11 protein-coding genes and 1 pseudogene are annotated in these 13656 nt (G+C 63.6%); 5 read left to right on the forward strand and 7 right to left on the reverse strand.

What is annotated here, in order from left to right:
- Positions 1–35: 35 nt before the first annotated feature.
- The 3 genes from BF95_RS05710 to BF95_RS05720 form a co-directional block, all read right to left on the reverse strand.
- Complete coding sequence (locus BF95_RS05710) at positions 36–1226, reverse strand: decarboxylase (protein WP_043149939.1); 1191 nt, start codon at positions 1224–1226, stop codon at positions 36–38.
- Between the two features lie 147 nt (positions 1227–1373).
- Entirely contained in the window at positions 1374–2546 is a 1173-nt protein-coding gene (locus BF95_RS05715; RefSeq protein WP_043149941.1) for a carboxynorspermidine decarboxylase, read from the reverse strand.
- A gap of 104 nt (positions 2547–2650) precedes the next feature.
- Positions 2651–3856, reverse strand: a complete 1206-nt coding sequence (locus BF95_RS05720; protein WP_043150012.1) for a saccharopine dehydrogenase family protein — start codon at positions 3854–3856, stop codon at positions 2651–2653.
- Between the two features lie 208 nt (positions 3857–4064).
- Here BF95_RS05720 and BF95_RS05725 point away from each other — a divergent pair, with 208 nt between their 5' ends.
- On the forward strand, positions 4065–4628 hold the full coding sequence (locus BF95_RS05725) for a fasciclin domain-containing protein (protein WP_043149944.1): 564 nt from the start codon (positions 4065–4067) through the stop codon (positions 4626–4628).
- 82 nt (positions 4629–4710) lie between these two features.
- On the opposite strand, the gene BF95_RS05730 is transcribed toward BF95_RS05725, so the two are convergent.
- Entirely contained in the window at positions 4711–6294 is a 1584-nt protein-coding gene (locus BF95_RS05730) for a cisplatin damage response ATP-dependent DNA ligase (protein WP_043149947.1), read from the reverse strand.
- Between the two features lie 107 nt (positions 6295–6401).
- The gene (locus BF95_RS05735) at positions 6402–7397 is read right to left on the reverse strand and encodes a ligase-associated DNA damage response exonuclease (protein ID WP_043149948.1); all 996 of its coding nucleotides are present in this window, start codon (positions 7395–7397) and stop codon (positions 6402–6404) included.
- 131 nt (positions 7398–7528) lie between these two features.
- On the opposite strand from BF95_RS05735, the pseudogene BF95_RS05740 reads away from it, so the two are divergent.
- Positions 7529–8750 (forward strand): annotated as a pseudogene (locus BF95_RS05740) (DUF3419 family protein).
- Positions 8747–9391: a class I SAM-dependent methyltransferase gene (locus BF95_RS05745; protein ID WP_043149950.1), complete on the forward strand. Its 645-nt coding sequence runs from the start codon at positions 8747–8749 to the stop codon at positions 9389–9391. The pseudogene BF95_RS05740 and the gene BF95_RS05745 overlap by 4 nt, the downstream one beginning before the upstream one ends.
- Positions 9392–9579: 188 nt before the next feature.
- Here the strand turns inward: BF95_RS05745 and hemA are convergent, their stop codons facing one another.
- Positions 9580–10806 (reverse strand): 5-aminolevulinate synthase, encoded by a 1227-nt coding sequence (gene hemA / locus BF95_RS05750; RefSeq protein WP_043149952.1) that lies wholly within the window; start codon positions 10804–10806, stop codon positions 9580–9582.
- Positions 10807–10947: 141 nt separating this feature from the next.
- Positions 10948–11751 carry a glutamate racemase gene (gene murI / locus BF95_RS05755; protein WP_043149954.1) on the reverse strand — a complete coding sequence of 268 codons (804 nt, stop codon included), beginning with the start codon at positions 11749–11751 and terminating at the stop codon, positions 10948–10950.
- A 100-nt stretch (positions 11752–11851) separates the two neighbouring features.
- On the opposite strand from murI, the gene plsY reads away from it, so the two are divergent.
- Both plsY and dprA read left to right on the forward strand, forming a co-directional pair.
- Positions 11852–12451 (forward strand): glycerol-3-phosphate 1-O-acyltransferase PlsY, encoded by a 600-nt coding sequence (gene plsY / locus BF95_RS05760; RefSeq protein ID WP_043150014.1) that lies wholly within the window; start codon positions 11852–11854, stop codon positions 12449–12451.
- Positions 12448–13530 (forward strand): DNA-processing protein DprA, encoded by a 1083-nt coding sequence (gene dprA, locus BF95_RS05765; RefSeq protein WP_043149956.1) that lies wholly within the window; start codon positions 12448–12450, stop codon positions 13528–13530. Before plsY ends, dprA begins: the two co-directional genes overlap by 4 nt.
- The last annotated feature ends 126 nt before the right edge of the window (positions 13531–13656 follow it).

Below are 13656 nucleotides of genomic sequence, written 5' to 3' on the forward strand. Positions count from 1 at the left end.
CTGGCATCCTCTCCAGCAGGGAAACCGAGGTTGGTTTAGCCCAGCTTGATGACGGTTGCGCGACGGCGCGCGGGGACGGCTTCGGCATAGAGGCTGGCCATCGGCGCATCCTCCACTTCGATCGTGGTTTCCGACGTGAAGCCGTTAAAGCCGGTCCGCATGGCCGCGCCATAGGCACCCAGCATACCGATCTCGATATAGTCGCCTACGCCGACATCGGCGGGCAGCATGAACGGACCGACCATATGGTCCATATCGTCGCAGGTCGGGCCATAGAAGGAAAAGCCGGTTTGCTCCGCCAAGCTGTCCTCTTCACGCAGCAGCGCGACGGGGAAGCGCCAACCGATATGCGCCGCATCGAACAAGGCACCATAGGCACCGTCATTGATGTAGAGTTCGGTGCCGCGACGGCGCTCTACCCGAACGATGATGGAGCTATATTCGGCGGACAAGGCCCGGCCGGGTTCGCACCACAATTCGGACGAATAGCTGACCGGCAGGCTTTCAAAACCCCGGTGGATCGCATCGAAATAATTTTCCAGAGCGACTGGCTCCATGCCGGGATAGACCGACGGGAAGCCGCCGCCGACATCGATGATGTCGACCGTGACCGCCGCATCGACGATCGCCGCACGGACGCGTTCGATGGCGTCGCTATAGGCCTGCGGGCTCATCGCCTGGCTGCCGACATGGAAGCAGATGCCCAAAGCATCGGCGGCCTGACGGGTAGCCATCAGCAGATCGCGGGTTTCGCCCAGTTCCGCGCCGAATTTCGACGCCAGGGACAATTCGCTATGCTCGGACGACACGCGCAGACGGACGCACAGTTCCAGATCGGTCGCGTCATTGGTGGCGCGCATGATCTTTTCCAGCTCGTCGATCGTGTCGAGCGAGAAGGTGCGCACGCCATGGACGGCATAGGCTTCGGCAATGGCTTCTTCAGCCTTCACCGGATGCATGAAGCAAAGCTTCGCGTCCGGCAGCGTTTCGGCGACGAGGCGCACTTCCGCGATGGAAGCAACGTCATAGTGCGAGATACCGCTATCCCACAACGTCCGAAGCAAATCGGGCGAGGGGTTCGCCTTTACCGCATAGAGAGAGCGCCCCGGAAACTTCTCGACGAAGAATCGGGCTGCCCGAGCCGCAGCTTGGGGACGAATAAGCGTTACCGGTGCTGCCGGTGTGAGGGCGGTTGCTACCCCCAGCGCGCTAGGATGCTTGTGCAATTCAAGGGACCTCCAGTGTAGTCAAGGTGAAAGAAGCTGCCTTGCGGTGGAAGTCCCATGGGGCAGCGGACGGCCGATATAGTCGGGGGGTCCCCCCTGTAAAGCGCATATGAAAATTTTGTTGCGTGCGCTCGCACGAACCGTGCGTCAGGAGAGACGAGCCTTGAAATCCTGATAGGAAAAGGCCCGGATTTGTTGGAGTTCGTCGGTGGCGGAGTTCCACAGCCAGATGGCGGGCAGGGGGACGCCATTGAAGGTGTTGGTCTTGACCATGGAATAATGGGCCTGGTCAAGGAAGGCGATACGTGCGCCCGGTTCAGCGCCGCCAGGCACGTGATAGTCGCCAATAATGTCCCCAGCAAGGCAGGAGGGACCACCGAGTCGGACCAAAGGTCCTTCGTCAGGTTCATGCAGCATAGCGGGGCGATAAGGGGCCTCGATCACGTCGGGCATGTGGCATGTGGCGGATATGTCGGTGATGGCGACGGGCATGCCGTTGTCGATCACGTCGAGAATTTCACCGACCAAGATGCCTGCGTCGAGCGCCATCGCTTCGCCGGGTTCCAGATAGAGAGTAAGGCCGGTCTTAGCCTTCACGCCCTGGAGAAAGGCCACGAGATCGTCGCGCTGATAATCGGCGCGTGTGATGTGATGGCCGCCGCCAAAGTTCAGCCATTTGAGGGTCGATAGGTGCGGCATGACATGCGGTTCGACCGCCGCCCATGTCCGTTCCAGCGGTGCCAAATCCTGTTCGCACAGGTTATGGAAATGGATGCCGTCGACGCCCGCAAGATGATCGGGCGTCAACTGGCTGATGGGAAAGCCAAGGCGGCTGTGCGGCTGCGACGGGTCATATTTGGCGACCTCGCCCTCCGGGTTTTGCGGGTTGATACGCAGGCCGATGTCGAAATCATGCCCGGCGGCGCGGGCAGCGTCGATTTGCGGCTTGAAGCGGATGATCTGGCCGGGGCTGTTGAAGATGACATGGTCGGAAATCTTGAGGATTTCGGCTAGGTCGTCGGGCTTGTAGGCGGCGCAATAGGTCGCGACTTCGCCTCTATATTCTTCGCGGCCAAGGCGCGCTTCGTACAGACCCGATGCGCACACGCCGTCGAGATATTCGCCCAGGACGCTGCCCAGCGACCACATGGAAAAGGCCTTGAGCGCGCCCAATATCTTGATGCCCGCTCGATCACGGACGTCGGCCAGGATGGCAAGGTTGCGCCGAATCGCGGCCTCATCCACCACGAAGGCGGGCGAGGGGACGCGATACAGGTCGAAATGCGCGAAGGCGGCGGGATCGCCGGCTTTGGTTTCCATGAATCATCCTCCGCCACATCGTCACCCCAGCGAACGCTGGGGTCTCACTTCCTCGTGGCGCAAAAGAAAAGGGAGATCCCAGCATTCGCTGGGATGACGAGGTGTTAAAACGCCAGCGGCGCGTCCAGTTCCTTCACCTGCCAGGGCAGGCCATGCTTTTTGAGCATGTCCATGAACGGATCGGGATCGAACTGTTCGATGTTGAACACACCTTCACCTTTCCACGCGCCCGTCAGCATCATGGCGGCGCCGATCATGGCGGGAACGCCGGTGGTGTAGCTAACCGCCTGGTTGCCGGTTTCGGCATAGGCATCCTCATGATCGCAGACCTGATACAGATAGACGGTCTTGGCCTCGCCATCCTTCACGCCGGTCGCGATGTCGCCGATATTGGTCTTGCCCTTGGTGGTCGAGCCGAGGCTCGATGGTTCGGGCAGCACGGCCTTGAGGAACTGGAGCGGGATGATCTCCTTGCCTTCGTATATGACCGGGTCAATGCGGGTCATGCCGACATTCTGCAGCACTTCGAGATGCTTCAAATAGGCGTCGCCGAAGGTCATCCAAAAACGAATGCGTTTGATTTCCGGATAGAATTTGGCGAGGCTTTCCAACTCCTCATGATACATGAGGTACATATTCTTCTCGCCGACCTGATCGAAGTCGAATGTCTGCTTGTGGCTGAGCGCCGGGCCTTCGACCCATTCGCCCGCTTCCCAGTGACGCGACGGCGCCGTCACTTCGCGGATGTTGATTTCCGGGTTGAAGTTGGTGGCGAAATGCTGGCCATGGTCGCCGCCATTGCAATCGAGAATGTCGAGCGTATCGATCGTATCGAGCAGATGCTTCTTAATGTAGCTGGCGAAGACGCTGGTCACGCCGGGGTCGAACCCGGAGCCAAGCAAAGCCATGATGCCTGCTTCCTTGAAGCGATCCTGATAGGCCCATTGCCAGCCATATTCGAACTTGGGCGTGTCACGCGGTTCGTAATTGGCGGTGTCGAGATAGTCGGTCTTGGTCGCGAGGCACGCGTCCATGATGTTGAGGTCCTGATAGGGCAGGGCGAGATTCACGATCAGCTTGGGCTGCACCTTTTCGATGAGCGCGATGGTGGCCGCGACGTCATCGGCATCGACCTGTGCGACATCGATGGTGACGCCGGTGCGGGCCAGCACCGATTCGGCGACCTTTTCACAACTGACGAGGCGGCGGCTGGCCAGCGTGATGTGCGAGAAAATATCGGGGTTCATCGCCATCTTGTGAACTGCGACAGACCCGACGCCGCCTGCGCCGATGACCAGAACCTTGCTCAAACTCGTCTCCATGTCTTGGATGCGGTGTGCCCGCGAAAACGCCCATATAGGGGCTGCGCGTGACAGCGCCAAGTCAGATGCATGGGGGTGACCGCACCGGGTGTGCGCAGCACATGCCTTAAGGGGCAGTCGCGCAACATTATCCGGTCCGCATGCGTAACAGCAGCGCATCCCTATAAAGTCGATGCGTAGAAGAGGAAGCAAGCCCATGAAATTCTCGAACGTCTCGCTCGCGCTGGCCGCGGCCCTGTTGTCCGTAAGTGGCGCGGCCCTGGCCAATCATCATATGGAAAAGAACCCGATGGTCGGCGGCGCGGCCATGTATCCGACCAAGGACATCGTCGATAACGCCGTCAATTCGAAGGACCACACGACGCTGGTCGCCGCCGTCAAGGCCGCTGGCCTTGTCGATACGCTCAAGAGCGCCGGGCCGTTCACCGTGTTCGCGCCGACCAACGCCGCCTTCGCCAAGCTGCCCGCCGGTACGGTCGACACGCTGGTGAAGCCGGAGAATAAGGCGACGCTGACCAAGATCCTGACCTATCATGTCGTCGCGGGCAAGATGAACGCCGCCGACATCATCGCAGCCGCGCAGGCCGCCGGTGGCAAGGCGACTTTGACCACCGTCGAAGGTCAGCCGCTGACCGCGTGGAAGGATGGCGACGCCGTCTATCTCCAGGATGCCAAGGGCGGCACGTCCAAGGTAACGATCGCCGACGTCAACCAGTCCAATGGCGTTATTCATGTCATCGACACGGTATTGATGCCCTGATCCCTGTCGGGTGACATGAAAGGACGGCGGGCCAGCGACGGGACATTCCCGTCGCTGGCCCGTTTGTGTTGGTGATGCAGGCTCAGCGCACCAGCTTCTTCAATCCCTCCACCGTGTCCGCCTCTGCCGCAGGCTTGTCGTGCCTGATCCTGGCGATGCGCGGGAAGCGCATGGCGAGGCCTGACTTGTGCCGCTTGCTGTCGTGGATACTGTCGAAGGCGACTTCCAGCACCAGCGACTTTTCCACTTCCCGCACCGGGCCGAAGCGCGCTACCGTATTCTGGCGGACGAAGCGGTCGAGCATCTTGAGTTCTTCGTCGGTGAAGCCGCTATAGGCCTTGCCGACCGGATGCAGTTCCCCGTCATCGGTCCAGCATCCGAACGTATAGTCCGAATAGAAGGATGAGCGTTTACCGTGGCCGCGCTGGGCGTACATCATCACGCAGTCGGCGGTTAGCGGATCGCGTTTCCATTTATACCAGAGCGCGGCCTTGCGCCCGGCGACATAGGGGCTGTCGCGGCGCTTGAGCATCACGCCTTCGATCGCGGCGTCGCGGGCGCCGGCGCGAATATCGGCCAGCGCGTCGAAATCGGCGGCGTCGATGATGGCGGACAGGTCGAAGCGGGTGGCGTCGAGCTGCGGCACATAGGCTTCGAGCCGGGCGCGGCGGTCGGTCCAGGTGAGGGCGCGCAGATCCTCGTCGCCATCCAGCAGCAAGTCGTAGAGGCGGACGAAGGCGGGGTAATCGGCCTGCATATTGGCGCTGACGGCTTTGCGGCCGAGCCGTTGTTGCAGGGCGTTGAAGCTGGCTGCCTCGCCGCCCTGAAATTCGCCGCGCACCAGCAATTCGCCGTCCAGCACGGCATGGCCGGTGAAGGCGGCGGCGATTTCGGGGAAGCTCGCGGAAATATCGTCGCCTGCGCGGCTGTAGAGGCGAGTCTCGCTGCCTGTGCCGACGATCTGGATGCGGATGCCGTCCCATTTCCATTCGGCGACATAGTCGCTGAGGTCCACGCTGTCGGCTTCGAGCGGGTGGGCCAGCATGAAGGGGCGGAAGAAGGGGGTGCCCGACGGATCAGGTCGCCCGGTGCGACCCTCCGCCCAGTCGAACAATGCGGCATAGGGCGGGGCTAGGGAATGCCAGACCTGTTCGACGTCATCGACGCCCAGGCCGAACGCCTGCGCGAAACCGGTCTTTGCAAGGCGGGCGGAAATACCGACGCGCAAGCCCCCGGTCGCGAGTTTGAGCAGGGCGAAGCGTCCCGATGCATCGAGATGGTTCATCATCTGCGCCAGAATGTCGGGGGCAGCGGCGCGGCTGGTGGCATGCAGGCGATCGACTACGGTAGCCAGCGTCAGCGTGCCATCATCCAGGTCGGGTGGTTCGTTCGGCGGAGGGGGCCAGAGCAAGGCGACGGTTTCGGCGAGATCGCCGACATAATCGCGGCTCATTTCGTAGAGGACGGGATCGACTCGGGCGCGGATCATCTCCCCGATCGCCGAGGATTTGACCGCCTTGAGGTCGAGATTACCGGTGAGGGCCGCCAGCGCCCAGCCGCGATCCGGATCGGGCGCGGCGCGCAGATAGGCGCCGATCAGTGCCAGCTTGCCATTGCGCGAGCGGGTATAGACGAGCGCGTCGAGCAGTTGGGAGAAGGGTCTCATATATTACATCCGTTCGGGCTGAGCTTGTCGAAGCCCCACCCTTCTCGCGAAGAAGAACGGCCCTTCGACAGGCTCAGGGCGAACGGATTTTTTGGATGCACAGGCCATCACCCTTCCTCCTCCTCATCATCGCGCCCGACCAGCGCCAGCGCACGCGCGCGGATCTGGTGGGTCATGCACCAATGGAGCAGGGCTTCCTCGCGGCCATGGGTGATCCAGGTTTCGGTAGGGGCGACTTCGCGGATGGTGTCGGTCAATTCATCCCAGTCAGCATGGTCGGACAGGATCAGCGGCAGTTCGACATTCTTCTGCCGCGCCCGCTGGCGCACGCGCATCCAGCCGGACGCCATGGCGGTAATGGGGTCGGGTAGGCGGCGGCTCCAGCGGTCGTTAAGCGCAGAGGGTGGCGCAACGACGATCGCGCCGCGCATATCCTTGGCTGCGACGCCGGTGGCGGGGCGCAGGTCGCCCATCTCGACGCCAAGTTCGGCATAGAGCGCGCACATGCGTTCCATCGCGCCGTGGAGATAGATGGGGTCGCTATGCCCGCGCGCGCGCAGTTCGCAGATGACCCGCTGCGCCTTGCCCAGCGCATAGGCACCGACCAGCACGGATCGTTCGGGGTTGGCGTGGAGCGCGGCGAGCAGGCGGTCGATCTCGCTGCCGGTGTCGGGATGGCGGAAGACGGGCAGGCCGAAAGTCGCTTCGGTCACGAAGATGTCGCACGGAACCGGCTCGAACGGTAGGCAGGTCGGGTCCGGGCGGCGCTTGTAATCGCCGGTCACGACGACGCGCTCGCCCGCATGGGTCAGCACGATCTGCGCCGATCCCAGCACATGGCCCGCAGGCACATAGCGGATGGTGACGCCGCCCAGCCGGATTTCCTCGCCATAGCCGACCGGCGTACCCGATGCGGTGCCATAGCGCAGTCCCATGATCGCCAGCGTTTCGCGCGTGGCCCAGACATGGCCATGCCCACCGCGGGCATGATCGGCATGGCCATGGGTTACGAGCGCGCGCTCGCGTGGCATTGATGGGTCGATCCACGCATCGGCGGGGCGGACATAGATGCCGGTGGGGTGGGGTTCGATCCAGTGGGCCATTCCCTCCAGAAGATGTGAGCGCGCCAGCGGTTCCGCAAGCTGGTCATGAGGACGTAACGCTATCGTCACGGCCACGACACGCATCTGCCGTAAGCGCCGCGCACGACCCGACTGCGAGGAGGCTTAACGACATGGCGGCACCGGCACATCAGAACGTCACGCGCGCGGTGCATCGCCACCGGCATCTCTCCAAACAGGGGCTGCTGGAGCGCGCCTTCACCTTCGCTTTTCGCGGCCTTGTCTATGCCCAGATTTGGGAAGATCCCGCCGTCGACATGGAAGCGCTGGCGATCGCGCCCGACAGCCATGTCGTGACCATCGCGTCGGGGGGCTGCAACGTGCTGTCTTACCTGACCGCCGATCCGGCCAAGATCACCGCCGTCGATCTCAACACCGCGCATATCGCGCTCAACAAATTGAAGCTGATGGCGGCGCGGACCTTGCCCGATCATGCCGCCTTCCACCGCTTTTTTCGCGCAGGCGGATAGCAAGGAGAATATTGCGGCCTATCGCGACATCGTCGCACCGCACCTTGATGAAGCGACGCGCCGCTATTGGGAAGGGCGCGACCTGATCGGACGGCGGCGGATCGGCGGATTTGCGCGCGGCATCTACAAACATGGGCTTTTGGGGCGCTTCATCGGTGCGGCGCATCTGCTGGCGCGGGTGCATGGGGTGGACCTGCGGCGGATGCTGGCCGCGACGTCGCGCGCCGAACAGCGTGAGATTTTCGAGCGGGAGGTCGCGCCGATCTTCGACCGCGCCTTTGTCCGCTGGCTCACTAGTCAGCCGGCCTCGCTCTTCGGCCTGGGCATACCGCCCGCGCAGTTCGAGGCGCTGGCCGGCGATGCGCGCATGGACGTGGTGCTGAAGGCACGGTTGGAGAAACTGGCCTGCGACTTCGACCTGAAGGATAATTATTTCGCGGTGCAGGCGTTCGGCCGGGGTTACGACGGCGGTGAAGGGCCATTGCCGCCCTATCTGCAGGCCGCCAATCATGACGCCGTCCGCGCACGGGCGGACCGCGTCGATGTGCGCCACGCCAATTTCACCGACTTCCTGAGTGAACAGCCCGATGCGTCAGCGGATCGCTACATCCTGCTCGACGCGCAGGACTGGATGGATGACGACCAGTTGAATGCGCTCTGGGCGCAGATCACCCGGACGGCCAAGCCCGGCGCACGGGTGCTGTTCCGCACGGCGGGCGAACCCAGCATCCTGCCGGGCCGGGTGGTGGACGCGGTGTTGGACTGCTGGGCGTATCAGGCCGAAGCCTCGCTCGACTATACCGCGCGCGACCGGTCGGCCATTTATGGCGGCGTCCATCTCTATGTGCTGAAGGGCGCGCTGTGAGCGACCATGGGCGGTTGATGGATGGCACCTATCGCTGGCAGCGTCACATCTACGATATTACCCGCAAATATTATCTGCTGGGGCGGGACGGCTTGATCGCCGACCTCGCCCCGCCATCGGGCGGCAGCGTGCTGGAGATTGGCTGTGGCACGGGGCGCAATTTGATCGCAGTGGGCAAGGTCTGGCCCCATGCCAGGCTCTATGGCGTCGATATTTCGCAGGCGATGCTAGACACCGCGCAACTGTCGGTCGAACGGGTCGGTATGGCGCGCTGTGTCCGGCTGGCGCGGGGCGATGCGGTCGATTTCGATCCGATGGCGCTGTTTGGCCGTGCGACCTTCGACCGGGTGTTCATCAGCTATGCGCTGTCGATGATCCCCGAATGGGAAGCGGCACTGGCCCAGGCGGCGCGCTGCGTCGCGCCGGGCGGACGGTTGGAAGTCGTCGATTTCGGGCAGCAGGAAGGTTGGCCGGGTGTGTGGCGGCGGGCGCTGTTCGGCTGGCTGGCGCGGTTCCATGTCACGCCGCGCAACGTGCTGGGTGCGGCGATCGAGAAAGTGGCGGGGGACGTTGGTGGTGAAGCTAGCGTCCGGCCGCTCTATCGCGGCTATGCGCTACGGGGTGGGGTGGCGCTGGGTTAGCCCTACCTTTCGCTGCAGGGAGAACTACTCATCACGCACCAACCTCTCACCCGTTCGGGCTGAGCCTGTCGAAGCCCTGCTCTTCTCCCAAAGAAGAACAGCCCCCTTCGACTGCCTGCAAGGCAGGCGCTCAGGACAGGCTTCGACAAGCTCAGGGCGAACGGATAAAGTGGTCTTGTGGTGAGAATTCAAGCCGCGCGCCGCGCTGCCTTCTCGAGTTCCAGCCGGTCCCAAATCTCGACCAGCGCGCTCACCAGATCGCGCATCATCGCTTCGGTGTGCGCGGGGCCTGGCGTGAAGCGCAGGCGCTCCGTGCCGCGCGGAACGGTGGGATAGTTGATGGGCTGCACATAGGCGCCATATTCGGCGAGCAGGATATCGCTGATCCGCTTGGCCTTGACCGGATCGCCGACCATCAGCGGGACGATATGCGTCACCGACGGCATGACCGGCAAGCCGGCGTCCGCCATCATCGTCTTGAGCATTGCAGCGGCGGCCTGCTGGCCTTCGCGCTCTTCGCTCGACGCCTTGAGGTGACGCACGCTCGCCAGCACGCCGGCGACCAGCACGGGCGACAGCGAGGTGGTGAAGATGAAGCCGGGCGCATAGCTGCGGATCACGTCGACGATCATCTGGTCGGCCGCGATATAGCCGCCCATGACGCCGAACGCCTTGCCCAACGTGCCTTCGATGATGGTCAGCCGATCCGCGACGTCGTCGCGTTCCGAAATGCCGCCGCCGCGCGCGCCATACATGCCCACGGCATGGACTTCGTCAAGATAGGTGAGCGCGTTGAATTCGTCGGCCAGGTCGCAGATTTCCGCGATCGGCGCGACGTCGCCGTCCATCGAATAGACGCTTTCAAAGGCGATCAGCTTGGGTGCTTCAGGGTCTTCGGCGGCCAGCAATTCGCGCAGATGTTCGACATCATTATGGCGGAAAACGCGCTTTTCGCAGCCCGAATTGCGGATGCCCGCGATCATGCTGGCGTGGTTAAGTTCGTCGGAAAAGATGATGCAGCCGGGTAGCAGACGCGCGAGCGTCGCCAGCGTCGCTTCGTTCGAGACATAGCCCGACGTGAACAGCAAAGCGGCTTCCTTGCCGTGCAGGTCGGCCAGTTCGCCTTCCAGATCGACATGATAGTGGGTGTTGCCGCCGATATTGCGCGTGCCGCCGGAACCGGCACCGACATCGTGCAACGCCTCTTCCATCGCGGCGATCACCTTGGGATGCTGCCCCATGGCGAGATAGTCGTTGGAGCACCAGACAGCGATTGGCTTGGGGCCGTTATGGCCATGGAAACAGCGCGCATTGGGGTAGGACCCGCGATTGCGGAGAATGTCGATGAACACCCGATACCGGCCTTCTTCATGAAGACGGTCGATCGCCTGCGCAAAGATATGCTTGTAGTTCACGCTCGCCCTATCCCTTGATGGCCCGCATCCTCTGGGTGCGGCGTTTACCGGTAGATGGCGCGCATTACCAGCGCTAACCGCTCGCAGACATAGGGGGAAATACCGATCAGTGATATCGGACCTTTTGTCCAAGCCCTTATATTATAGCTGTTCCAGGCGGGAAAGACCGTAGCGCGCGAGTGCCGGGGCGAGGGCGCGGACCTTGTCATCGACGCGAGTAAACACCGCTATGCCCGGCGGCGGTGTATCGGGCCAGAGCTGGCCCTGCGTCAAAAAAGCGATGCGCCGGGCAATGCCGTCGCCGCCATGGACGAAGGTAAGCGGACGGGGCGTGGCGGCGGCCAGTTCGGCCTCGACCAGCGGAAAATGGGTGCAGGCGAGCGCCACCACATCCATTCGATCGCCTTCCGGCTGCTCAGTTAGCCCCGCCAGCGCGGTGCGGGCGATGGCAGGATCGAGCGGTTCGCCGCGCAGCTTCGCCTCGGCCAGTTCGACCAGCGCCGCGCTGCCATGGCGCAGCATGATGCAATCTGCGCCATGTTCGGCCGCGAGCCGATCGACATAAGGCTGGCGCACAGTGGCCGCGGTGCCGAGTACGCCGAACACCCGGCTTTTGGACGCCAGCGCGGCGGGCTTTATCGCCGGGACGGTGCCGACGACCGGAATGTCGAGCGCGGCGCGGACATGCTGCAGCGCAATGGTGGACGCCGTGTTGCAAGCGATGACGGCAAGGCGCGGCCGATAGCGTTCGACCAACCGCCCCAGCAATGCGGGCACCCGCGCCGCAATCTCCGCCTCGCTCTTGGTCCCGTAGGGAAAGCCCGCGCTGTCGGCGGCGTAAACCACCGGTGCCGTGGGTATCAGCGCGCGGGCGGGCGCAAGGATGGATAGTCCCCCGACGCCGGAATCGAAAAACAGGATCGGGGCGGAGGATGCGACGGTCATTATGCCAACCATGTCGCGGGATCGGGCGAGAGTGTCAACACGCCCATTGCCCGTGCCGTTCGTCACGCTATGGTCTCGCTTTCCTTCTATCGGCGAGATCATGATACTTCCCTGGCTGCTTCCGCTCTTCGTGCTGGCTCTTGGCTATCTGCTTGGCTCCATCCCCTTTGGCCTGGTGCTGACGCGCATGACCGGGGCGGGGGATTTGCGGCAGATCGGGTCGGGCAATATCGGCGCGACCAATGTGCTGCGGACCGGGCGCAAGGGGCTGGCGGCGGCGACCTTGCTGCTGGATTTGCTTAAGGGCGCGGTGGCGGTGCTGATCGGCGCGGCGCTTATCGAAGGGGGCGGGCCGATGGCGGGCGCGATGGCCTTTATCGGTCATTGCTATCCGGTCTGGCTGCGCTTTGCCGGGGGCAAGGGTGTAGCGACGATGATGGGCGTGGTGACGGCGCTCCATTGGCCCGCCGGGTGCATCTTTGCGGCCGTGTGGCTGGGCGCGCTGTTCGGCACCCGGTGGTCGTCGGTCGGCGGCATGGCGGCAGCGGCCAGCGCGCCGATCGTTTTGTGGTTCATGGGGCGGATCGACCTGGTGCCGGTGACGCTCGCGCTGACGCTGATCCTGTTGTGGCGGCATCGCGCCAACATCGCGCGGCTGATGCAGGGCACCGAGCCGAAGATCGGGGCCGCGAAAGAATGAGCGAGGGGGAGCGGTTCGACCGGCTGCGGTTGATCCGGTCGCCCCGGATCGGCCCGGTCAGCTATCGGCAATTGCTCGCCCGCTTCGGCACGGCCGGGGCCGCGTTGCGTGCCATTCCTGACTTGGCAGCGCGCGGTGGCGGCAAGGCCAGCGTGGCGGACGCGGGCGCGGTGGAGCGAGAGATTGCCGCGTGTCAGGCTTTGCGCGCGCGCTATCTGATGATGGGCGATGCGGACTATCCCGCGCTGCTCGACCAGATAGAGGGCGCACCGCCCGCGCTGATCGTGCGCGGCAGTGCGGCACTCGCCGATGGCCAATGTATCGCGATGGTCGGCGCGCGCAATGCCTCGGCAGCGGCGGTGCGCTTTGCACGGGTGTTGGCACAGGATCTGGGGCAGCGCGGTGCGGTGGTCGTGTCGGGCCTGGCGCGCGGCATCGACACGGCGGCGCATCAGGGATCGGTGGCGAGCGGGACGATCGGCGTCATCGCCTGTGGGCTGGACGTCGTATTCCCGCCGGAAAATCGCGACTTGCAGGCGCAGATTGCGGACGAAGGCTTGCTGGTGACCGAACATCCGCCAGGCACCCAGCCATTAGCGCGGCATTTCCCCGCGCGCAATCGCATCATCGCCGGGTTGGCGCTCGGGACCGTGGTGGTGGAGGCGGCACCCAAGTCCGGCTCGCTCATTACCGCGCGACTGGCGGGCGAGGCGGGGCGCGAGGTGATGGCCGTGCCCGGCTCCCCGCTCGACCCGCGCGCGCAGGGGTGCAACCAGTTGATCCGCGACGGCGCAACGCTGATCCAGAATGCGGCTGATGTGCTGGAAGCGGTCGGCCAGATCGACCCGCGCATGGTGCGGCAGGGCAGCTTCGACTTTGCGGGCGAACCCGTTTCGAGCGACGTCGCGGCGAGCGAACGCGACGCGGTGATCGCCCTGCTCAGCCATGCGCCCGCGCCGGTCGACGATCTGATCCGGCTGAGCGGCTTTAGTCCGGCGGTGGTGCAGACGGTGCTGCTGGAACTGGAACTGGCCGAGCGGCTGGATCGGTTGGCGGGCGGACGGGTGAGTTTGCGGTGAAGAAGGGTCCGTGATTCCGTAAATCTGGTTTGAACTACAAGCCGATCTGTCGCGAAGGACATTTGGTCGCGTTGGCGATGTTTGTGCCAGTGTTGCCGCTCGGATTTGGCTTCCTCTATCTTTCGA

The sequence above is a fragment of the Sphingobium sp. Ant17 genome, from assembly GCF_000588875.1.
Classification (GTDB): domain Bacteria; phylum Pseudomonadota; class Alphaproteobacteria; order Sphingomonadales; family Sphingomonadaceae; genus Sphingobium.